Origin of the sequence: Nonomuraea sp. NPDC052634, from assembly GCF_040678535.1 — a bacterium.
Taxonomy (GTDB): Bacteria; Actinomycetota; Actinomycetes; order Streptosporangiales; family Streptosporangiaceae; genus Nonomuraea; species Nonomuraea fastidiosa.
The window spans coordinates 139,630-159,704 of record NZ_JBFATY010000001.1 but is presented as its reverse complement, the minus strand read 5'-3'; the positions used below and the strand labels follow the sequence as shown (position 1 = coordinate 159,704).

The following is a 20,075-nucleotide window of genomic DNA, read 5'->3' as shown; positions in this document are numbered from 1 at the left end:
CCCCACTCCCCTATCAGGTGTCTTTGCTTGATTACGGGCTTGATTACGGGCTTGATCTCGGGGGCTTGATTCCGGGCCGCCCGCCTGTCAGGCGTTCGCCGGCTGGGGCACCGCGTCGGCCGTGCGGTGCGCCCCCACTCCCCGCACCCAGCCCAGCTTCCCGGCCACGACGTACAGCACGAACGCGAGCACCAGCGAGTTGATGCTGCCGAGCCCGACCTCCACGAACCGCCCCACCAGCGCCGAGACCAGCCAGATCGCCAGCGTCGCCGGCACCCAGTCGGGCGCCTGCTCGGGCACCGTGCCGCGCGCCTTGGCCTCCTCCAGATCGCCCCGCCAGCGCCGCACCACGAAGTACTCGGCCACCATGATCCCCGCGATCGGCGGGAAGACCACGCCGAGCAGCGTCAGGAAGTCCACGAACCGGTCGAGGATGCCGGCCGCGGCCAGCACGCTGCCCAGCAGGCCGATGACGGCGGTCGCCGCGCCCCGGTGCACCTTCTTGCCCAGCACGGTGCCGACGAAGTTCACTAGGCCAAGCCCGGAGGAGTACAGGTTCCAATCGTTGATCTTGATGGTGCCGGCGACGATGACCAGGATGCCGACCCAGCCCACCGACGAGGTGACGATGGTGGTGATCTCGCTGCTGCCCACCGCGTGCGCCAGCAGCACACCCGCCATGCCGATCACGTACTCGCCGAGCGTGACGCCCACCAGCGTCTGCTTGACCACGTCGGCCACGCCCCGGTTGAACCGGGTCATGTCCGGGGTGACGATCGCCCCGACGATGAAACCGCCCGCCACCAGCGTGGTGCCCTCCAGCAGGCTCAGCTGCGGCCCCGGCGGCGCCGAGGCCACCAGCGCGCCCACGTCGTGCCGCGACAGCTCGCTGATGATCGACCAGCCGACCAGGATGAGGAACGCCGGCACCGTCACGTACGCGGTCCAGGCCATCGACCCGAACCCCCACAGCACGATCGCGGTCACCACCAGCCCGAACACCAGCGACCACCCCCACTCGGGCAGCACGCCCACCAGGCTCGCCAGGCCCTGCGCCGAGACCGCCGACTGGATGCCGAACCAGCCGATGAGGCTGATCCCGATCGCCAGGCCGATCACCGCTGACCCGGCCCTGCCGAACCCCGTCCAGCGGGCCAGCATCGACGTCGACAACCCCTCGCGCACGCCGATCACGCCCACGAACACCGCGACCACCTCGAGGATGACCGCGCCCAGCGTCAGCGCAAGGAACGCCTGCCAGAACCCCATCCCGAACCCGAGCGTGGCGCCCAGCAGGAACTGGCTGAGCGCCGAGATCTGGCCGAACCGCTGCACGGCCACCGACCACCAGGAGTAGCGGGCGCCGCTGGGCACCCTGGACAGCGCGTAATCGTCGACACCGACGGCCGAGGCCATGCCGACCTCCCTTACCGAGCGAAACCAGTGGTTGGACGCTTACGGTAGAAAGCGGCGGCCACCGTGTCAGTGTGGACACTCCACAGCCGGAAGGCCGCGACTGTGCACTGTGCACGGTCGCCGGTTACGCCCGGCTCACAGCGTACGCGCGGCTCCGGTGAGCGCCTCGTCCAGGATGGCCGCGCAGCGGCCGGCCCAGCCGCCGGGCCCGCTCCTCCAGCCGGTCGCGCTCCACCACCCGCAGCACGGTGGTGCCGACGGCGGCCGCCAGCGGGTCGCTGACGTGCGTGGTGGGGAAGAGGAACCCCCGCTCGTGGGCGCGCCGCTCGATCTCGGCGCCGGTCACCACTGGCGGCGCCAGTCCAGCTCGCCCGAGGCGTCGGTGATCGCCGGAATGAACCGGTCGGGCACCGGCAGCGCGAGGTTGCCCGGCGCGGCGGGCCCGTAGCCCTTGCGGCCGGCGCTGCAGGTGGCGTTCGCGGCGGCCTGCGTCATGCCGTGCCAGGAACGCCCGAACGACACGATCTCGTGGCGGCCGGTGACGAGCTTGGCCCGCCGGCTCCACCACCGGTGGGCTGAGCATCCCGCTGTGCAGGTGGTCCAGCAGGACGATCTGCTCGCCCACGGTGGCGACGATCTCGGGGTGGCAGTGGCCGAGGATCGCGCTCATCCGCCCGGAGATGAAGTCGAGCAGCTCGCGGCCGCTCTCGGTGAACACCGACGTGCCGCTCGCGCGGACGATCAGCTCGGGCGAGAACGCGGCGTGGCCCGTACGCGCAGGCATCGACCAGCGCCGGCCCCAAGACGGCTCAGCCCTCCGGATAGAACAGGAACAACGTGCACCCCGTCGCCGACTGCGGCACATGCGACGACCCCGCCGGCGCATGGATGAACGTCCCCGCCGGATAGTCGCGCTCGCCGTCGTTGAACACCCCGGAGACCACAAAGACCTCCTCCGGCCCAGGATCGTGCACGTCGATCCCCTCCCAGCAGGATCCGGGATCCATCTCCAGCACGTACGCACCGGCCCCGCCCTCACCCCGCCACAACGGGCGCAACCGGATACCGGGAAACACCTCACGCACCGGGGCGTCCGCAACGGAAGACCACACGTACCCTGACATGTTCTGCTGCGTCGTCATGCACACCACCCTGACAGCCCGCACCCACCCCGGCCGAGTGTCAGAAAAGACATCATGCGCTACTTTTCCGACATGCAGCGCGTCACCGCACTCGTCCGCCCCGGACAGTCCACCTTCGAACTCGCCTGCGCCGCCCACATCTTCGGCATCCACCGCCCCGAACTCCCACCCGCCTACACCTTCGGCGTCTGCACCGAACACCCCGGCCCCATCCCCACCCGCGCCGGCTACGACATCCTCGTCACCGACGGACTCGACGCACTCGATCACGCCGACACGGTGATCATCCCCGGCTGGCTGCCACCCGCCGACCCGCCCTCCCCCGCCGTCACCGACGCCCTCCGCCGCGCCCACGAACGCGGCGCCCGCCTCGTCAGCATCTGCTCCGGCGCCTTCGCCCTCGCCCACGCCGGCCTCCTCGACGGCCGCGAAGCCACCACCCACTGGGCACTCACCGGCGAACTCGCCACCCGCTTCCCCAAAGTCCGCGTCGACCCCGACGTCCTCTACGTCGACCACGGCGACCTCGCCACCAGCGCAGGCGCAGGAGCCGGCATCGACCTGTGCATCCACCTCGTACGCCGCGACCAGGGCGCACGCTACGCCGCCCACATCGCCCGCGCCATGGTCATGCCGCCCCACCGCGAAGGCGGCCAGCTCCAATACACCGCACCACCCCGCCCCGCCCAGATCGACGGCACCCTCGCCCCGCTCCTCGACTGGACCGCCGACCGCCTCGCCGAATCCGTCACCGTCGAGACCATGGCCGCCCACGCCGGCGTCTCCTCACGCACCCTCACCCGCCGCTTCCTCGACCAGCTCGGCACCACCCCAGGACAATGGCTCCTCGCCCAGCGCATCGCCGCCGCCCAAGACCTCCTGGAGACCACCGACCTGCCGCTCGACGCCATCGCCCGCCGCACCGGCCTGTCCTCCGCCACCAACCTCCGCCGCCGCTTCCGCACCGCACTCGGCACCACACCCGGCGCCTACCGCCGCGCCTTCCGCGGCCGGAAAACGAAGGAGCCGGCCCGCAACGGACCGGCTCCTTCCTGAGGACCCGCGCGGACGCGCCCCCGGCAACCCACGACAAGGACTCCAAGGCGTGCCACCGCAAGCCCCGGACCGGCCCTTCGAGGGCGCGCCCGCCCAGCCCTCCGTCAGGGAGCCAGCGCCCGCCGCAGCACCGCGCCGATCTCGGCGATCTGCCGCTGCGACACCTCCGCCGACAACAGCGCCTGCGAACCGTGGAACGTCCCCGCCCACTGATGCAGCTCCACCGGCACCCCCGCCTGCAGCATCCGCAGACCGTACTCGATCGCCTCGTCCCTGTTCGGGTCGAACTCCGCCGTCGCGATGTACGCAGCCGGCAGACCCGACAGGTCATCGGCACGGCTCGGCGCCGCATACGGAGTGGCCGGCCGCCCGCCCAGGTAGTGACCCCAGATCTGCGTCACCTTGTCCCGGGTCATCCACGGCGTGTCGGTGAAGTTCACCGCCGACCACGTCTGCTGCCGATCGTCCAGCCCCGGCTGGTTCAGCAGCTGGAACCGGATCGGCGGCCCCTGCTCGTCACGCGCCCGCAGCGACACCGCCGCCGCCAGACCCGCACCCGCGCTGTGACCGCCCACCGCCAGCCGCTGCGGATCGAACCCCAGCTCCGACGCCTGCTCGTGAGCCCACCGCAGCACCGCCCACACATCCTCAAGCGCCGCCGGATACCGATGCTCCGGCGCCAGCCGGTACCCCACCGAGATCACCACCGCGCCCGACGCCTGCACCAGCCGGCCCGCCCACGGGTGCTCCGTCTCCAGATCACCCATGACGAATCCGCCGCCGTGCAGCCACACGATCGCGCCCTGCGCATCACGCGGACGGTAGACACGCACCGGCACGTCCGGATCCGCCGGCACCGTACGATCCTCCACCTCCACGCCCGCCAGATCCGGCGCGGGCACCGAGGTGGCCAGCTTGGCGAAGTTCTCCCGCTGCGCGATCGGATCACTCAGATCCGCACGGGGGAACAACGCGAGAAATGGTTCGAGTTCGGGATCCATGCCCCCATCCTCGCCACCCGGCCCCACCCGATCATCCGCCAACCGTCGCACATCCATCCCGCCACACGCACCGATCGGCGCGCATACGCTGTCAAGCGTGGAGGCACTCGCCGTACGACTGTCGCAACTCGATTCCCAAGCAGGCGGCGCCATCCGCGTCGTCATGTTCTACGACACGCTGATGCGCCGCCGTGTCGACCTGCCCGCCCTCGCCCGCGCCTCGGCCAGCCTCGCTGAATGCGTCGCCGGCATCCGGCTCCACGGCACCGGCCAGCCCATCCGCTACGCCCCCGACGGCCACCCCGCGAACGGCACGCTCCACCCGCCGTCCACCAGCAGCCCCATCCTTCTCGACGACGAAGAGATCGGCACCGTCTGGCTCGAACGCCCCGACACCCCACGCGCCCTCGACGACCTCCTCCTCGACCGCCTCGCCATCGCCGCCGCGGCCGTCGTCGAACGTTACGGCCCCGCCCGCACCACCATGGCCGACCCCGCCCTCGTCGAACTCGCCATCAGCGCCGACAGCGACGAAGCCGCCAGAGCCCGCGCCCTGCGCCTGCTCGGCTTTCCCCCCGACCTGCGCCTCCATGTCGCCGCCGTACACTCACCACTCCCCCTCGACCAGGTCGGCACCTCCATCTGCCCCGCACGCCCGGTCAAAGCCGCACCCCTGGCCGGCGTCGGCGCCATCCTCGCCACCACCCTCGACCCCGCCCGCTTCCCGCCGGGCGTACGCGCCGGACTCAGCACCGCCCCCGGCCCCGGCCGCGCCTGGCGCGAAGCCCGCACCGCACTCCGCTTCACCACCCCACGCCAGCCCATCGTCCGCTACGACGACCTCGGCGTCGTCGCACTCCTCGCCGACGTACCGGAAGACGCCATCCGCGACAACGCCGACGTCACCGCCATCGCCGCACTCGCCGAAACCCCCGACGACCTCGAAACCCTCGACGCCTACTGCACCACCGGCTCACTCCGCCGCGCCGCCGACCTCCTCCACCTCCACCACAGCAGCGTCGCCCGCCGCATCGACCAGCTCGGCAAGACCCTCGGCGTCGACCTCACCCAGCCCGCCGGACTCACCCGCGCCCGCCTCGCACTCAACGCCTGGCGCCTCCTCCACACCTGACGCTCGCACGGGGCGGGCCTTCCGCTGGAGCGGGTTGAGCGCACCCGACCTCGCCTGATGACCGGATCGCCGGCGAACGCTGGCGGCTGCGCACCGAGCCGGCCCGCACCAGCCGCCGGTTGTCTGCGACGGCCGCTCCGCACGCGGCCACCCGGCCCGAAGATGAGCAGGTCCATCGGGTGCCGAGCCGGCCCGGGACGCACGACCGACGCGACGTCGTGGACGCGATCAGGGGTCTGGTCGGCAACGGATGCACTCAGTGTTGCGGGCCCCGGCAAAGCCCCCGTGACCGGTGGCCTCCGTCCGCCTCGGCGAGGCCACCGCTCGCGAACCTTCACCCGGATGCGCTCTGGCCTCTGGCCTCGTGGTAGCGTGCCCAGCCTTCATCGAGAAGCCGGAACCCCGCATCGATGGTTGCTTCCGGATCTGCCGCGTTGATGGCGCTGAGCTGGATCTGCAGGGCGAAACGGACATAGAACCGGATCTCGTCGTTCGGCTCCGCGAGCCCGAGCTCCTTGGCGATCGCGGCAGCGAGGGCGCCCTCATGGCGGAACCACATCTTCTCCGCGTAATCGATCAGGGCCGGTGTCTCTTCCATGAGGGTGAGGATCTGGCGTTGGGGCCCGGACCTCATCGCGGCGATCTCGGAGAGGTAGTGCGCCTTCAGCGCGTCGGAGATCGTCGTCCCCGGCGGCCGGCCGCTGACCGCGGCCACGAGGCGCTCATGCCGTTCGTCCTCGTCGCTGAAGACAAGCGCCTCCTTCTGCGGGAAATGCGTGAAGACCGTCTTGGGTGAGACGTCCGCCTTGTCGGCGATCTCGCGAACGCTGACCCCGTCGAAGCCGCGCTCGAGAAACAGCGCCGTTGCCGCGTCCAGGATCGCCGCCCGCGTCGCCGCCTTCTTGCGTTCCCGCCGTCCCATGGCCGTTCCGTCAACCATGACCAGATCCTACTAGTGCCGAACTACAACTACATTGACAGTAAAAGTAGTCTCGGTGTAGTAAGTGTGCGAGTGAAGTTATCGGATGGCTCGGATCCCCCTGCTGCGTCGACTCGGCACGAACCCGCCCCGACCCCGGCGCACAGCGCCGGCACCGAAAGGACCATGACCATGGCCGGCGACATCAACCCGTTCTCGAACCTCGCACGAAACGACCCCGCGAACGGCACAAAACTTGAAGTGCTCACCCCCGACGCGCACCGGCCTCGGGAGCACCGAACCGCGGGAGCCTTGCTCATCGCGGGGCCGACGATCTTCTTACTCGCCGAGTTCATCGCCGCCGCGGCATGGACCGACCCGCCCTACAGCTACACCTACCACTTCATCAGCAACCTCGGAGTCCACGGGCCCTCGACACTGTTCGGGCAGTACATGTACTCACCGCTGGCATGGGTGATGAACACCGGCTTCTTCCTGTTCGGGATCACGATTCTGGCCGGCGCGGCCGTGCTGCGCGGTCTACGCGGCCGGCACCGCTGGGCAGCGCTTGCCCCCGCGACGCTGCTGGCCACCGGCGGCGTCCTGCTCGGCCTGTTCCCCGGATCCGGCGAGGCGATGAACGACGGCACCGGCGACTTCCACGCCTTGGGCGCCCTGGCAGGCTTCGTCGGCGGCAACGTCCTGGCCATCGCGCTCGGGAGCATGCACCAACGCGTCGGGCTCTCCCCGAAACTCGGGCGGACGCTGGTCACCGCCGGCGCGATCGGCCTGGTCTCGATGGTGGCCTACTTCGCCGACCTCATCTCCGGGGCCAACATCCTCGTCGGCCTCATCGAACGCGGCGCCGTCCATCCGTTCCTGCTCGGCCTCATCTGCGCGGGAGCCGCCCTCTGGCATGGGTACAGCCGCCACTCAGCGACCGGCTGAGCTGCGTCGCTCACCACCCGCGACCAGCACGATCACGACACCACAAGATCACACAGGCGATCCACAACACCCGCTTACGACACCGACGAGCCAGGATTGACCGCCAGCACGCACGCCACCGGCGGATCCAGCTCAAGCGTCTCGACCCGGAACCCCGCGAATCCCGCCCGCTCCCGCAGGTCCCGCAGCTCCCTCGCCGCACGCACGGTCGTCTCCCGGCTCGCGCCCGGACAGCGCGGCTGGCTCACCAGCGCGATCCGCCCGCCAGGCCGCAACAACCCACGCAGCTCACGCAACCGATCCACCGGCTCAGGCCAGAACCCCACGCTGTTCACCGCGAGGATCACATCCAGCGGACCCCCGAAATCCGGCAACCGCTCCACTGACGCCGCCACGAGACGGACCCGCCCCGCACGCACCGCCGCCGCGTTCCGCCACGCCGCCATCCGCACCATCGTCGCCGAGTGATCCACCCCGAACACCCGCCCCCGAACCGCACGCCGCGCCAACTCCGCGATCGCCACCCCCGGCCCGAACCCGACCTCCAGCACCCGATCCGCCGGCCGCACCTCCAGCAGCGACACCGCCCACCGGTTCCGCTTCCTGTTGGACGGCCGGTACGCGAACAGCGCCCCTTCCAGCCACCCGAACGCCCCACGCGGCCGATGCGCCTGACTCACCAGCGCCGCGACCACCCGATCCTGCAGAGAACCCTTCGTCATCCTCATGAGCCGCAGTCAACGACTTCACGTACGCTTGAAGTCAAATGGCCGAGCACCTGACGATCGGCGAGCTGGCGCGCCGCACCGGCGTCGCCACCTCAGCGCTGCGCTACTGGGAAGACCTCGGCGTGCTCCCCGCCCCCACCCGCGTCTCCGGCCGGCGCCGCTACCCGCCGTCCACCGTCGAGCTGGTCGGCCTCGTCCTGCTGCTGCGCGGCGTCGGTTTCACGCTCCGCGAGATCGCCACCTTCCTCGCCGCCCGCACCTCCGACGGCACCGGCTGGCGCGAGCTCTACCAGCGCAAGCTCGCCGAGCTCGACCACCGCATCGCCCAGGCCCAGGCCGCCCGCACCGCCATCGCCCACGGCCTGGCCTGCTCCCACGACGACATCACCGGCTGCCCCCGCTTCACCAGCGGCATCGCGGCCCTCCTCGAAGGCGCCTCACTCGAAGAGGCCCACGAGCGCGCCCACTCCGCCTGACCACCGGCCCCCGGCTCACCGCCTCGCTCCGGCCGCCTCGCTCCAGCCGCCTCCTGCCGGCTCCCGCCTCCTTCAGCCTGCTCCGGCCGGCTCCAGCCTCCTCCGGCCGGCTCCAGCTGACTCCGGCCGCACCGGTCGACCTGCCCGCACCGGTCGGCTCGCTCGCACCGGTCGGCTCGCTCGCACCGGTCGGCTCGCTCGCACCGCTCGGCTCGGCGCCGCACCGCTTCGCGCCGGCCACTCCCACCGGCCGCTCCCACGGGCCGGCCACCGCCTGGTGCCGAGCCCCTCCCCTGAGAGCCGCCCGTCCGCCGGAGCGGAAAGGATCGTGCAGGTCGGAAGCCCCTACCCTTCGGTGCAGTGTTCTTGTCCGGTGGTCAGGGGGTGCATAAACAACCCGACGCCTTTACATTGTAGATTCGTTAGTACGGGTCCTCGCCGGGCAGATGCCTGCGCATGGACAGCGAACGGGGAACGACCGAGCCCGCCATCGTCGTCGGCGCCGGGATGGCCGGGCTCGCCTGCGCCGTACACCTGCACGAGGCGGGCGTACCGGTACGGGTGCTGGAGGCGTCCGACGGAGTCGGCGGACGGGTGCGTACGGACGTCAAGGACGGCTTCCGCCTGGACCGCGGCTACCAGGTGTTCATCAGCTCCTACCCCGAGGCCCGCCGCGTGCTCGACATCAAAGCGCTGGACCTGCGGGCGTTCTCCTCCGGCGTGATCGTGCGAGGTCACAGGGCGAGCGCCAGGGTCATGCTGCCGTGGCGGCACCCCATGCACGCGTTCAGCGCGCTGATGGCGGGAGTGGGCACGCTCAAGGACAAGGCCGTGCTGTCCGCCGTCACCGCCCGCGACCTGGCCATGCCCGGCAAGGTGCTGCGCGACGCGCGCGAGCGGCGTACCGACGAGGAGCTGCGCGCCTGGGGCATGTCGCCGAAGATGATCGGCTGCCTGATGCGCCCCTTCCTCGCGGGCGTGCTGCTCGAACGCGAGCTTGAGACGTCCAGCCGGGTCTTCCACCTGTTGTGGCGGTCGTTCGCGCGCGGCACCATCGGCCTGCCCGCACTCGGCATGGGCGAGATCCCGCGCCGGCTCGCCGACCGGCTGCCACCCGGCACGATCACGCTCGGAGCGCAGGTCGTCGAGGTGTCGGACAGCGGGGTACGGCTCGCGGGCGGCACCACGATCAGCGGCTCCGCCGTGGTCGTGGCCGCGGACCCGCAGGCGGCAGGGCGGCTGCTCGACGAGATCGAGGTGCCGCCGATGCGGTCGGTGACGACGTTCTACCACGCCGCTCCCCGCTCCCCCATGGGCGAGCCGACCCAGATCGTGGACGCCACCGGCATCATCACCGACACCCTGGTCGTCACCGACGCGGCCCCGGAGTACTCGATGGACGGGCGCGCTCTCGTGTCCACCTCCGTGCTGGGCCTGGACGCCGACGAGCCTGCCGTGCGGCGGCGGCTCGCCGAGATCTACGGCAGTACGGACGGCTGGGAGCACGTGGCCACGTACCGGATCCCGGCGGCGCTGCCCGCGATGCCGCCGCCCTATCCGCTGCGCAAGCCGGTACGCCTGCGCGACGGCCTGTACGTGTGCGGCGACCACCGCGACACCGGTTCACTCCAGGGCGCCCTGGTGTCCGGACGGCGAGCGGCGGACGCGGTCCTGGCCGACCTGCCCGCACGTACGCGGTCCCGCCGTCCGGCCGCACGTGCCTGAGCCGCATGACCGCTCCCCCGCCGCGATGTAAGTTTCATCGGCCTGCGCCGAGCCGATCCGCATCGCGGCTGGTCAGCGGGCAGAGCCCGCGCGGGCCCGTTCCGCTTGATCGCGACCCTGGTAACGGCACCCGATGACCTTGTACGGTCCGTCAGGGCACGTCGGAGCGCGCGACCCGCCAGGCTGCCGCCATGATCGCGCGCCGTGCGGCGACGTCGCGGGCCCCGCACGCGCCCGGTCCCGGGGGAACCACCGGCTCCCCACGACAGCACCGCCTCAGGAGCCCGCATGTCAGGAAAACGCTGGGCGGCATCCGCGCTGCTCGCCCTGTCCCTCACCGCCGCCGGCGCCCCGCCGGCGACCGCCGCCTCCTCGGCCCCGGAGCGCCCGGCCTCGGCCGCCGCCGCCACGGTGCCGCTCGAGGAGATCAACACCGTCACCGAGCAGGTCGCCTTCGGCTTATACCGTCCCACCGCCCTGGTCGCGCCGGACGACGGCACCGGCCGGCTGTTCATCACCGAGAAGCGCGGCACCGTACGCGTCTACCATCCCGACACCGGCCTCGACGCCACCCCGATCATCGACATCACCTCATCGGTTGACGAGTCGGGCAACGAGCGCGGGCTGCTCGGCATCGCGCTCTCCCCCGACTTCGCCGACAGCCACGAGCTGTACCTGGCCTACACGGCGCTGCCGGACGGCGCGGTCACCCTCGCCAGGTACGACATGGACGACGCCACCCTCGACCCCCTCCTGGCCCAGGAGCACGCCGAGAACACCAATCACAACGGCGGCAACATCACGTTCGGCACCGACGGCATGCTCTACATGAGCATCGGCGACGGCGGCGGCTCGGGCGACCCGTTCGACAGCGGCCAGCGCCTGGACACGCTGCTCGGCAAGATCCTGCGCATCGACGTCAGCCGGACCTGCGGCGACCTGCCCTACTGCGTGCCGGAGGACAACCCGTTCACCGGCGTGCCGGGCGCGCGCGGCGAGATCTGGATGTACGGCGGCCGCAACCCGTGGCGCTTCTCGGTGGACCGGGCGGACGGCTCGCTGTGGATCGCCGACGTCGGCCAGGGCCGCTGGGAGGAGATCAACCACATCAAGCCGGGCGCGCAGGCCGGGGCGAACCTGGGCTGGTCCTGCTACGAGGGCCTGGAGGTGTTCGACGAGACGCAGTGCCGCGACGACGTCACGTACACCAAGCCGATCTTCACGTACTCGCCGTACACCGGCGGCTGCGCGGTCATCGGCGGCCAGGTGTACCGCGGCCGGCAGTACGCCGACCTGGTGGGCGGCACCTATATCGCCACCGACTACTGCTCGTCCACGGTGTGGGCGCTGCGCGAGGACGGCTCGGGCGGCTACGACCAGGCCGAGATCGGCCAGACGCCCACGCAGGTGACCGCGTTCGGCGCGACGCCGGAGGGCGAGCTGTACGTGGTCAACGACCTGCCCGGCGGCCTGCACCGCGTCTCGTTCGAGCGCGCGAAGCCGACCTGCCACGTCGAGTACACCAAGCGGGCGTGGGGCACCGGCATGTCCGTGGACCTCACGATCACCAACACCGGCGACACGCCGATCGACGGCTGGACACTGCGCTTCCCGCTCCCGCAGGGCCAGACGATCGTCTCCGACTGGAACACCGACCTCACCCAGGGAGGCGACATGGTGACCGCGGCGAACGCCGGTCACAACGCCCTCATCGAGCCGGGCGAGAGCGTCACCATGGGTTACCTCGTCAGCCACACGGGTGACACCTCGCTGCCCGCCCGGATCTCGCTCAACCGCGACGCCTGCTCCGTCACCCGCTGAGCGGCGGGGTTCCAGGACGCCGGAGATGCGGCGCGAGCCGCGTGCGGCTAAGGTTCTTGATCACATGCCGGGTGTGCCGGCGGGGTCGCTCCCCCGCCGGTCCGCCCTGCGCCGGTGCAAGAGCGATGACCAGGGACGTGAGTGGCCAGCCAGAGCAGGGGACGGCCGGGTTGGCTCCATGTGGGCGCGCTCGAGGATCGCGTCCGCCGGGCCTGGGATCCCGGCGCGTTCCCGCCCGCCGAGACGCTGCTGGCGATCATGACGCTGTCGGCGGTGCCGCGCGTCCTGGGCGACCGGCTGGCCGATCACCTGCACGGCGGCATCATCGTGGGGCCGGGGTCGGTGCCGGACTTACCGGGGTTCGAGCACTTACGCGGCACCTCGCTGCCGGTCCAGCAGGGCTGGTGGGACCGCAGCGCCGGCGTCTACGACCCGGCCAGGCGCGCCATCGGGGTCGGCAGCGTGCCGTCGCCGTCGGCGGGCGTGGCGGCGCACGAGCTGGGGCACGCGCTCGACGACATGGACGGCATGCCGTCGCAGAGCCCGTTCTGGATGGGGCTGCACGCCAGGAGCGCGCGGTGGCTGGCGCCGCCGTACCGTGAGACGGTGACCGAGCTGTACGCCGAGGCGTTCGCCTGCGTGCTGGTACGGCGGGCGCGGCGGCTGATCCAGCTCTTCGACGACGAGCACACCGCCCGGCTTGCCTACACCTGGTTCGCCAGCCGGTACGGGATCGGCTGAGCGACGGCCCGAGGCGGCGAGGAGTCCGGCGGCTATGCTGGGGTACGAGACCGTGATGATCGACACGCGCCGCAGCGGACGGAGGGGATGACGCAATGACCGCGATCCTGCTGGCCGGCGGCGTCCTGCGCGTCCCCGCGGCCACCGTGCTGCCCGACGGCACCCACGTCGACGGCACCCGCGACATCACCCCCGAGGCGCCCGACTATCAGGAGTGGCTGCCGCACGCGATCGACGAGAAGACCTCCTGGCACGGCGACCGCGACGACGAGGCCATCCTGCGCCGCTGGCGCGACTCCTCCGGAGCCTGATCCCTCCTCCGGGTCAGGTCGTCACCCGCACCTGCAGCGTCCGCGTGTCCGCCCCGCGCGGCGCGACGGCCATGCCCGCTCTGGTCAGCACCCGTACGGCGGTGCCGATCCTGCCCACCGCCACCGGGTACGGGTCCACGCACGTCACCAGGAACAGGCCCGCCTCGCCCGATGAGATGATGAAGCCGCCGCAGCCGGCCCTGCGCAGCAGCGCGCGGATGCGCTCGGCGTCGCGGTCGCGCTCGCTCCACAGCGGACGCCCGCCCGCGCCCACCCCGTACGTCGGCCCGTCGTCCTGCATGGGCGTCCCGGGGTGCCCGCCGCCGATCAGATGTGGGGCGCCTCCGGGCACGCGCCCGTCATCGCCCTTGTCGCCGTATTTCCGCATGGCGGTCACCTCCCGCCGCCGACTGCCCGGTAAGGGGGCGGTGAAACGGCGGGCACGGCGAAGGGACGGGCCGGAGCCCGCCCCCTCGCCGCCGCCACCCCCGCAAAGAGGGTTTATCGCCTTGCGTAAAGCCCGCGCCTTTCGAGCACGTCAGGGGCCACGCGAGCGCGCGCTCCAGGCCAAGATCGAACCTCAGCCGTCACACGCGTTTCGGCGATCCGTTTGTGCCAATTTTGTCAATCCCGCCCCAACCTGCCCAAACTTGACCTAGTCTTTAGGCACATATGAACAAGCTTCCTCATTCCAAACGCGCGGCCATCGCGGCCGCAGGCCTGGCCTTCACCGTGGCCACGGCTTCGCAAGTGTTCGTCACGGCCGGATCCGCCTCGGCCTCCGCCGCCCCCGCGCCCCAGGCGCCGACGCCCGCGCAGGCCGTCCCGGCCCCGGCCGGTGGCCAGAGCAGCGCCGCCCAGAGCAGCGCCGCGCTCGCCAACAAGTCGCTGGCGACCGCCAACCGGATCTACCGCTCCGGGCGCTTCGTCAACGTGAACTGCCGGCCCGGGTCCCTGCCCCGCGGCAGCACCGCCGCCTACAAGCGGTTCCTGACGCGCGTGACCAACTGCCTGAACAAGGCGTGGGCCGCCCAGTTCCGCAAGGTGCGCATGCCCTTCTCCAAGCCGCGGCTGCGCATCGTCACCAGGAAGGTGAACACGCCCTGCGGCCGCTGGACCACCGGCGCCGAGGCCGTGTACTGCTCCGCTGACCGCACCATGTACATGTGGATCAGCAAGCAGCAGCTCCGCCAGCCGTTCCCGCTGGGCATCACGCGGCTGATCGCCCACGAGTACGGGCACCACGTGCAGCAGATCTCCAGGATCTGGAGCTACTACTGGCCGGCCGCCGCCCGTGCGAGCAAGTCCCAGAAGCTCGCGCTGTCCCGCCGCTCCGAGCTGCAGGCCGAGTGCTTCTCCGCGGTCTTCATGTCCACGCTGCGCGGCCAGCCGAACTTCGGCTCGCGCGAGTGGAACTACACCGTGGACTGGTTCAGGAAGAACGGCGCCAAGGGCTGGCCGCAGAACGACCACGGCCGCGGCCCCACCCAGGCGGCCTGGATGACCCGTGGCTACAACAGCGGCTCCCCCGCCGCCTGCAACACCTGGAAGGCCTCCGCCAGGGCCACCCTCTGAGCAGGCCACGAGAACGCCGCGGCTCGTCGAGAGCATGAAAGGGCCGGACCTCCTCGGGTCCGGCCCTTCTGCGTCCGTGCTACTTGAACGGCCGCGGCATGTATGGCCGTGCGTAGAATGGGCAGATCGCTCCAGGCCGGGTCGCGAGACTCGGGTCCGGATCATCCGTCCCCCGCCGCCCTCCAGGAGCATTGGTGCAGCACGAGCCCGGTCTCACCGTCACCCACCAGCCGCGTTCGGCTCACCTCCACGTCCTCACCGTCTCCGGCGACCTCGACCACCACACCTCGCCCCGGCTGCAGGCGGCCGTCGACGACCTGGCGCTCGCGCCCGGCGACGCGCTGGTGGTCGATCTGTCGGCGCTGGCGTTCTGCGACTCCACCGGCGTCTCGATCCTCGTCGCCGCCCACCAGCGAGCCAGGGAGGCGGGCGCGCAGGCGGCGCTGGCCGGGCTGGCACCCGACATCGCACACGCCTTCAAGATCATGAGCCTGGACCGGCTGCTCTCCGTCCACGACACCGTCGAGGACGCCGTCACCGCCCTGGACTGAGCCTCCACGCGGCACCACGGCCTCCACGCGGCACCACGTACGTGCACCGCGGAAAACCCGATGACCCCCGACCGCCCCCGCTCACCGCACGCCCCACCTTCATCCACCCACCTTGGGGAGTACACCTTGACCACTTCCGCCGACACCGGCCGGCTCCGCATGGCCGAACTCCTGCGCGAGCAGGAGCGGACGATTCTCAAACGCTGGACCGACCTCGCGGTGACCACCGTCGGCGGACGGGCCGACCGCGGCGTGCTCGCCGGCCGGCTGCGCGACATCTACCAGGCGCTGCTCGACTCGCTCGCCGGGGACGGCGACACCAGCGACCTGCGCGGCCTGCTCGCCGACCTGTCCAGAGCGCAGGCCAGGGAGGGCTTCACGCCCTCTGAGACCGCCTCCGTCGTCTTCGGGCTCAAGGAGGCCGCATACGAGCCGCTGGAGACCGAGGAGGACTTCACCGCGCTGCGCGGCTACATCTGGCTGTCGCGGCTCATCGACGACCTCGGGCTGTTCACGTTCGAGACGTTCGTCAACGCCCGCGAGAGGATCATCTCCGATCAGGCCGAGCAGCTGCTGGAGCTGTCCACCCCGGTGGTCAAGCTGTGGGACGGCATCCTCGCCGTGCCGCTGGTCGGCACCCTCGACTCCGCCCGTACGCAGGTCGTCATGGAGAAGCTGCTGCAGGGGCTGGTCGACACCGGCTCCGAGCACGCCGTCATCGACATCACCGGCGTGCCCGCCGTCGACACCCAGGTCGCGCAGCACTTGCTCAAGGCCGTCGTCGCCGCCCGGCTCATGGGCGCGGAGTGCGTCATCTCCGGCATCCGCCCGCAGATCGCCCACACCATCGTCACCCTCGGCATCGAGTTCGGCGACATCGTCACCAAGGCGACGCTGGCCGACGCGCTCGCGTACACGCTGCGGCGCAGCGGCGTGCAGCTCAAGCAAGGCGCCGACAAGCAGGTCGTCGTGGGGCTGGAGCGGGCCTGATGGATCGTGTCCCCGTGCTCAAGCTCGAAGACCTGCTGATCGTCTCCATCCAGATCGACCTGCAGGACCAGAGCGTCCTGATGCTGCAGGAGGACCTGGCGGACGCGATCGTGCAGAACCGGGCCCGCGGCGTGATCATCGACATCACCGCCGTGGAGATCGTCGATTCCTTCATCGGCCGCATGCTCGCGACCATCGCCTCCATCTCCCGGATGCTGGACGCCGAGACCATCGTCGTCGGGATGCGCCCCGCGGTCGCCATCACGCTCGTCGAGCTGGGGCTCTCGCTCGGCGGCGTGCGTACCGCGCTCAACCTGGAAAAGGGCGTCGCGATGCTCAAGGAGAGCAGCCTGACCGGCCCTGCGACCAGTGCCGCAGCGGTGCCCGGGTGACGACCGCCATCGAGCTCGCCATCGCGGGCAACAGCGACGTGGTCATCGTGCGCCAGCAGGTCCGCACCAGCGCCCAGCAGGTGGGGCTGTCGCTGGTGGACCAGACCAAGCTGGTGACCGCGGCCAGCGAGCTCGCCCGCAACGCGCTCACGTACGCGGGCGGCGGGCACGTGCGCATCGAGGTGGTCAGCAACGGCCTGCGCGACGGCCTGCGGCTGTCGTTCACCGACGAGGGCCCCGGCATCCCCGACGTGGACCAGGCGCTCACCGACGGCTGGAGCACCGGCGGCGGGCTAGACCAACCGCGGCGTCGTCGCGCTCTACGCCGAGCTGGACGAGAAGTCGATGCAGCTCCGGCAGGCCAGCGACGCCAAGAACCGGTTCTGGGCCACGGTCAGCCACGAGCTGCGCACCCCGCTCAATTCCATCATCGGCCTCGTACGGCTGCTCACCGGCCCCGGCGGCGACCCGCTCGCCGCCGAGCAGGCCCGGCAGATCGAGCTGATCGGCTCCTCGGCGGAGACGCTGCTCGCCCTGGTCAGCGAGCTGCTCGACATCGGCAAGGCCGAGTCGGGCCGCCTCGACCCGCAGGCCGCCATGGTCGATCTCGTCGCCCTGGCCGAGCGGCTGCGCATGACGATGTGGCCGGCCAAGGGCAGCGCACGGGTCACGCTGGCGGTACGCGTGCCGCCACCGCCGTTCGCCATGCTCGCCGATGAGGCGATGCTCACCAGGATCCTGCGCAACCTGCTGGCCAACAGCCTGAAGTTCACCCAGGAGGGCGAGGTGCTGCTTGAGGTCACCCACGACGCGGCGGCCAGCGAGGCGGTCTTCACCGTGACCGACACCGGCATCGGCATCCCCGCCGAGCATCTGGAGCGGGTCTTCGAGGAGTTCTACCAGGTGCCGGGGCCCGAGCAGACCCGGGTCAAAGGCACCGGGCTCGGCCTGCCGTACGCGCGGCGGCTGGCCGAGGCGATGGGCGGCACGCTCACCCTCACCAGCCAGGCGGGTGCGGGCACCACGGCGGTGCTGCGGCTGCCGTACGAGCCGGACGACGTCCCCGTGGTGGGGCGCGTGCTGATCGCCGACGACGATGAGAACTTCCGCGCGGGGCTGCGGCGCATGCTGACCGGGTTCGCCGCGCACATCGACGAGGCCCACGACGGGACGGCGGCGCTGGCCGCGATGGCCGCGGCACCGCCCGACCTCGCCCTGCTCGACCTGCTGATGCCGGGCCTCGACGGCGCGGCCGTGCTGCAGCGCATGGCCGGTGACGAGCGGCTGCGCGACGTCCCGGTGATCGTGATCACGATGGCGCTGGCCGGCCGCCACCCCTCCGGCGCCGACGCGGTGCTCGCCAAGCAGGGGCTGCGCCGCGACATGCTGCTGGGCGCGATCCGGCAGGTGCTGGGAGGCGACGATGCCTGACGTCCCGCCGTGGGAGGCGACGATCCTCGTCGTCGACGACACCCCCGCCAAGCTGTACATCCTGTCGAGCTGGCTGCGCCGTGCCGGGTACGCGGTCGTGGAGGCGTCCGGTGGGCTGGAGGCGTTGCAGCGCATCGGCGAGCTGCGCCTCGACCTGGTCGTGCTCGACGTACGGCTGCCCGACATCTCCGGATACGAGGTGTGCGAACGCATCAAGAGCGACCCGGCGACCGCGTCCATCCCCGTCATCCAGATCTCCGGCGCCGCCATCACCGCCGCCGACCGTGCCATCGGGCTGCACCGGGGCGCCGACGGCTACCTCGCCGAGCCCATCGAGCCCGACGAATTCGTGGCCACCGTCAAGGCGGCCCTGCGCTACCACCGGGCGCGGCAGCGCGCCGAGCGGCTGGCCGGGCGGCTGCGCGCGCTCACCGACCTCACGCTGGCCATGAACGCCGCCCAGACCTTCGACGAGCTGCTGTCCACCGCCGTCTCCGGCACCAGCCGGATCCTCAACCGGCACGCCGGGGTGGTGGCGCTCGCGCCGGACGGGCGTACCCGCAGGTTCACCGCCGGGCCGCCGGACGGCGCCGCCGCGCTCAGGACCGCGCCGCCCTCCGCCCTGGAAACCCTCGGCAGGCAGGCGCTCGGCCAGCAGCCCGGCACGGAGCTGCTGACCATACCGCACGCCTACTGGTCGGCGGTCGCGTCCGACACCCCCGCGCGGCGCGACATCACGGCCGTCATGTCCCGCACCAAACGCGACCGGCCGCCCATCCTGCTCGGCGTCGAGCCCGATCCGCCGCTCGACGAGGACGAGGAGAGCATGCTGCGCCAGCTCGGCCAGGCGGTCGCGCTGGCCGTGGAGGCGCTGCGCGCGTACGCCGAGGAGCACGCCATCGCGCTGACGCTGCAGCGCAGCCTGCTGCCCTCCCGCGTCCCGCAGGTGCCCGGACTCGACATCGCCTGGCGGTATCAGCCCGCCGTGGACAACGTCGAGGTGGGCGGTGACTTCTACGAGGTGCTGGAGCTTGACGGCAAGGTGCTGTTCGCGGTCGGCGACGTCCAGGGGCACTCGCTGCTCGCCGCCACCGTGATGGCCGAACTGCGCCACTCGCTGCGGGCCTCGCTCATCGGCAAGATCGAGCTGGATCAGTCGCTGGCGCTGCTCAACGACGTGCTCCGCCGCTACCACCGGCGGATGACGGCGACCGTCTGCCTGATGCTCCTCGACCCGGCCACCGGCGCAGCCCAGATCGCCAACGCCGGCCACATCCCGCCCTTGCTGCTGGACGACGACGGCCAGCCGGCCGGCGGCGGGGGCTCGGACGGCGCGGGTTCGGACATCGGCGGCGGGGGCGTGCGCACGGCCCGCTACCACGACCGCTTCGGCAACCTCCTGCTGGGCGTGGCCGACGAGATCTACCGCATCGACCACGTCACCGTGCCGCCGGGGGGCGCGGTGCTGATGTTCACCGACGGTCTGGTGGAGGACCGCGACAAGTACCTCGACGACAGCCTGGAGATCGCCCGCCAGGCGGCCTCCAAGATCGGGGACGACGTGAACGAGGCCGCCGATCACCTGATCGCCGCCTTCGGCGCCCGCGAGGACGACGTCGCCCTCGTGATCGTCCGCCGCCACCGCTGACACCTTCGGGACCAAGGGCCGCCCGCATCGCCCTGCGGGCGGCCTCGCCGGTTGCTGAAAAGTTGCAGTGAG

General features: G+C 71.5%; 22 protein-coding genes and 2 pseudogenes. 15 read left to right on the top strand and 9 right to left on the bottom strand.

Features of this window, described 5'->3' with window-relative positions; all coding sequences use genetic code 11:
* Nucleotides 1–87 precede the first annotated feature (87 nt).
* The 5 genes and pseudogenes from AB0K67_RS00780 to AB0K67_RS00760 form a co-directional block, all read right to left on the bottom strand.
* Nucleotides 88–1,416: a cytosine permease gene (locus AB0K67_RS00780; RefSeq protein ID WP_364050643.1), complete on the bottom strand. Its 1,329-nt coding sequence runs from the start codon at nucleotides 1,414–1,416 to the stop codon at nucleotides 88–90.
* 124 nt (nucleotides 1,417–1,540) lie between these two features.
* Nucleotides 1,541–1,762, bottom strand: a complete 222-nt coding sequence (locus AB0K67_RS00775) for a hypothetical protein (RefSeq protein WP_364057576.1) — start codon at nucleotides 1,760–1,762, stop codon at nucleotides 1,541–1,543.
* Nucleotides 1,759–1,938: a hypothetical protein gene (locus AB0K67_RS00770; RefSeq protein ID WP_364057573.1), complete on the bottom strand. Its 180-nt coding sequence runs from the start codon at nucleotides 1,936–1,938 to the stop codon at nucleotides 1,759–1,761. Before AB0K67_RS00770 ends, AB0K67_RS00775 begins: the two co-directional genes overlap by 4 nt.
* Nucleotides 1,939–2,053: 115 nt before the next feature.
* Nucleotides 2,054–2,200: pseudogene (locus AB0K67_RS00765) on the bottom strand (hypothetical protein); the annotation flags it as partial.
* A gap of 25 nt (nucleotides 2,201–2,225) precedes the next feature.
* Nucleotides 2,226–2,558, bottom strand: a complete 333-nt coding sequence (locus AB0K67_RS00760; RefSeq protein WP_364050640.1) for a cupin domain-containing protein — start codon at nucleotides 2,556–2,558, stop codon at nucleotides 2,226–2,228.
* 54 nt (nucleotides 2,559–2,612) lie between these two features.
* On the opposite strand from AB0K67_RS00760, the gene AB0K67_RS00755 reads away from it, so the two are divergent.
* Nucleotides 2,613–3,614 carry a helix-turn-helix domain-containing protein gene (locus tag AB0K67_RS00755; RefSeq protein WP_364050637.1) on the top strand — a complete coding sequence of 334 codons (1,002 nt, stop codon included), beginning with the start codon at nucleotides 2,613–2,615 and terminating at the stop codon, nucleotides 3,612–3,614.
* A gap of 104 nt (nucleotides 3,615–3,718) precedes the next feature.
* Here AB0K67_RS00755 and AB0K67_RS00750 read toward each other — a convergent pair whose 3' ends face one another.
* Nucleotides 3,719–4,615, bottom strand: a complete 897-nt coding sequence (locus tag AB0K67_RS00750; protein WP_364050634.1) for an alpha/beta hydrolase — start codon at nucleotides 4,613–4,615, stop codon at nucleotides 3,719–3,721.
* 97 nt (nucleotides 4,616–4,712) lie between these two features.
* Here AB0K67_RS00750 and AB0K67_RS00745 point away from each other — a divergent pair, with 97 nt between their 5' ends.
* Complete coding sequence (locus AB0K67_RS00745; protein WP_364050631.1) at nucleotides 4,713–5,747, top strand: helix-turn-helix domain-containing protein; 1,035 nt, start codon at nucleotides 4,713–4,715, stop codon at nucleotides 5,745–5,747.
* A 334-nt stretch (nucleotides 5,748–6,081) separates the two neighbouring features.
* Here the strand turns inward: AB0K67_RS00745 and AB0K67_RS00740 are convergent, their stop codons facing one another.
* Nucleotides 6,082–6,687, bottom strand: coding sequence for a helix-turn-helix domain-containing protein (locus AB0K67_RS00740; protein ID WP_364050628.1), 606 nt, complete (start codon nucleotides 6,685–6,687; stop codon nucleotides 6,082–6,084).
* Nucleotides 6,688–6,858: 171 nt separating this feature from the next.
* Between AB0K67_RS00740 and AB0K67_RS00735 the strand changes: the two genes are divergently transcribed.
* Nucleotides 6,859–7,614, top strand: a complete 756-nt coding sequence (locus tag AB0K67_RS00735) for a DUF998 domain-containing protein (protein ID WP_364050625.1) — start codon at nucleotides 6,859–6,861, stop codon at nucleotides 7,612–7,614.
* A gap of 74 nt (nucleotides 7,615–7,688) precedes the next feature.
* On the opposite strand, the gene AB0K67_RS00730 is transcribed toward AB0K67_RS00735, so the two are convergent.
* Entirely contained in the window at nucleotides 7,689–8,342 is a 654-nt protein-coding gene (locus AB0K67_RS00730) for a class I SAM-dependent methyltransferase (RefSeq protein ID WP_364050622.1), read from the bottom strand.
* 38 nt (nucleotides 8,343–8,380) lie between these two features.
* Here AB0K67_RS00730 and AB0K67_RS00725 point away from each other — a divergent pair, with 38 nt between their 5' ends.
* The 5 genes from AB0K67_RS00725 to AB0K67_RS00705 all read left to right on the top strand — a co-directional run bounded on the left by AB0K67_RS00725 (nucleotide 8,381) and on the right by AB0K67_RS00705 (nucleotide 13,416).
* Entirely contained in the window at nucleotides 8,381–8,818 is a 438-nt protein-coding gene (locus tag AB0K67_RS00725; RefSeq protein WP_364050619.1) for a MerR family transcriptional regulator, read from the top strand.
* 456 nt (nucleotides 8,819–9,274) lie between these two features.
* Nucleotides 9,275–10,543 carry an NAD(P)/FAD-dependent oxidoreductase gene (locus tag AB0K67_RS00720; protein ID WP_364050616.1) on the top strand — a complete coding sequence of 423 codons (1,269 nt, stop codon included), beginning with the start codon at nucleotides 9,275–9,277 and terminating at the stop codon, nucleotides 10,541–10,543.
* A gap of 288 nt (nucleotides 10,544–10,831) precedes the next feature.
* A complete protein-coding gene (locus tag AB0K67_RS00715) occupies nucleotides 10,832–12,364 on the top strand; it encodes a PQQ-dependent sugar dehydrogenase (RefSeq protein ID WP_364050613.1) in 1,533 nt (510 codons plus the stop codon).
* Between the two features lie 180 nt (nucleotides 12,365–12,544).
* Entirely contained in the window at nucleotides 12,545–13,105 is a 561-nt protein-coding gene (locus AB0K67_RS00710) for a hypothetical protein (RefSeq protein WP_364050610.1), read from the top strand.
* A gap of 95 nt (nucleotides 13,106–13,200) precedes the next feature.
* Nucleotides 13,201–13,416, top strand: coding sequence for a hypothetical protein (locus tag AB0K67_RS00705; protein WP_364050607.1), 216 nt, complete (start codon nucleotides 13,201–13,203; stop codon nucleotides 13,414–13,416).
* A 13-nt stretch (nucleotides 13,417–13,429) separates the two neighbouring features.
* Here AB0K67_RS00705 and AB0K67_RS00700 read toward each other — a convergent pair whose 3' ends face one another.
* Entirely contained in the window at nucleotides 13,430–13,804 is a 375-nt protein-coding gene (locus AB0K67_RS00700) for a hypothetical protein (RefSeq protein ID WP_364050604.1), read from the bottom strand.
* A 284-nt stretch (nucleotides 13,805–14,088) separates the two neighbouring features.
* Between AB0K67_RS00700 and AB0K67_RS00695 the strand changes: the two genes are divergently transcribed.
* The 7 genes and pseudogenes from AB0K67_RS00695 to AB0K67_RS00665 all read left to right on the top strand — a co-directional run bounded on the left by AB0K67_RS00695 (nucleotide 14,089) and on the right by AB0K67_RS00665 (nucleotide 20,003).
* Complete coding sequence (locus AB0K67_RS00695) at nucleotides 14,089–14,991, top strand: neutral zinc metallopeptidase (RefSeq protein ID WP_364050601.1); 903 nt, start codon at nucleotides 14,089–14,091, stop codon at nucleotides 14,989–14,991.
* A gap of 194 nt (nucleotides 14,992–15,185) precedes the next feature.
* Nucleotides 15,186–15,542, top strand: a complete 357-nt coding sequence (locus AB0K67_RS00690; protein WP_364050598.1) for an STAS domain-containing protein — start codon at nucleotides 15,186–15,188, stop codon at nucleotides 15,540–15,542.
* A gap of 126 nt (nucleotides 15,543–15,668) precedes the next feature.
* Nucleotides 15,669–16,532, top strand: a complete 864-nt coding sequence (locus tag AB0K67_RS00685) for an STAS domain-containing protein (protein ID WP_364050595.1) — start codon at nucleotides 15,669–15,671, stop codon at nucleotides 16,530–16,532.
* Nucleotides 16,532–16,924 carry an STAS domain-containing protein gene (locus AB0K67_RS00680; RefSeq protein WP_364050592.1) on the top strand — a complete coding sequence of 131 codons (393 nt, stop codon included), beginning with the start codon at nucleotides 16,532–16,534 and terminating at the stop codon, nucleotides 16,922–16,924. Before AB0K67_RS00685 ends, AB0K67_RS00680 begins: the two co-directional genes overlap by 1 nt.
* Nucleotides 16,921–17,220, top strand: a pseudogene (locus AB0K67_RS00675) (ATP-binding protein); the annotation flags it as partial. The gene AB0K67_RS00680 and the pseudogene AB0K67_RS00675, both read left to right, overlap by 4 nt.
* 49 nt (nucleotides 17,221–17,269) lie before the next feature.
* Nucleotides 17,270–18,355: a hybrid sensor histidine kinase/response regulator gene (locus AB0K67_RS00670; RefSeq protein WP_364050590.1), complete on the top strand. Its 1,086-nt coding sequence runs from the start codon at nucleotides 17,270–17,272 to the stop codon at nucleotides 18,353–18,355.
* Nucleotides 18,348–20,003 (top strand): SpoIIE family protein phosphatase, encoded by a 1,656-nt coding sequence (locus tag AB0K67_RS00665; RefSeq protein WP_364050587.1) that lies wholly within the window; start codon nucleotides 18,348–18,350, stop codon nucleotides 20,001–20,003. Before AB0K67_RS00670 ends, AB0K67_RS00665 begins: the two co-directional genes overlap by 8 nt.
* Nucleotides 20,004–20,075 lie beyond the last annotated feature (72 nt).

Coding starts and splice junctions, on each gene's coding strand:
- AB0K67_RS00780 (WP_364050643.1), bottom strand. CDS start 1,416: ATGGCCTCGGCCGTCGGTGTCGACGATTACGCGCTGTCCAGGGTGCCC.
- AB0K67_RS00760 (WP_364050640.1), bottom strand. CDS start 2,558: ATGACGACGCAGCAGAACATGTCAGGGTACGTGTGGTCTTCCGTTGCG.
- AB0K67_RS00755 (WP_364050637.1), top strand. CDS start 2,613: ATGCGCTACTTTTCCGACATGCAGCGCGTCACCGCACTCGTCCGCCCC.
- AB0K67_RS00750 (WP_364050634.1), bottom strand. CDS start 4,615: ATGGATCCCGAACTCGAACCATTTCTCGCGTTGTTCCCCCGTGCGGAT.
- AB0K67_RS00740 (WP_364050628.1), bottom strand. CDS start 6,687: ATGGTTGACGGAACGGCCATGGGACGGCGGGAACGCAAGAAGGCGGCG.
- AB0K67_RS00735 (WP_364050625.1), top strand. CDS start 6,859: ATGGCCGGCGACATCAACCCGTTCTCGAACCTCGCACGAAACGACCCC.
- AB0K67_RS00730 (WP_364050622.1), bottom strand. CDS start 8,342: ATGAGGATGACGAAGGGTTCTCTGCAGGATCGGGTGGTCGCGGCGCTG.
- AB0K67_RS00725 (WP_364050619.1), top strand. CDS start 8,381: ATGGCCGAGCACCTGACGATCGGCGAGCTGGCGCGCCGCACCGGCGTC.
- AB0K67_RS00720 (WP_364050616.1), top strand. CDS start 9,275: ATGGACAGCGAACGGGGAACGACCGAGCCCGCCATCGTCGTCGGCGCC.
- AB0K67_RS00715 (WP_364050613.1), top strand. CDS start 10,832: ATGTCAGGAAAACGCTGGGCGGCATCCGCGCTGCTCGCCCTGTCCCTC.
- AB0K67_RS00705 (WP_364050607.1), top strand. CDS start 13,201: ATGACCGCGATCCTGCTGGCCGGCGGCGTCCTGCGCGTCCCCGCGGCC.
- AB0K67_RS00700 (WP_364050604.1), bottom strand. CDS start 13,804: ATGCGGAAATACGGCGACAAGGGCGATGACGGGCGCGTGCCCGGAGGC.
- AB0K67_RS00695 (WP_364050601.1), top strand. CDS start 14,089: ATGAACAAGCTTCCTCATTCCAAACGCGCGGCCATCGCGGCCGCAGGC.
- AB0K67_RS00680 (WP_364050592.1), top strand. CDS start 16,532: ATGGATCGTGTCCCCGTGCTCAAGCTCGAAGACCTGCTGATCGTCTCC.
- AB0K67_RS00670 (WP_364050590.1), top strand. CDS start 17,270: ATGCAGCTCCGGCAGGCCAGCGACGCCAAGAACCGGTTCTGGGCCACG.
- AB0K67_RS00665 (WP_364050587.1), top strand. CDS start 18,348: ATGCCTGACGTCCCGCCGTGGGAGGCGACGATCCTCGTCGTCGACGAC.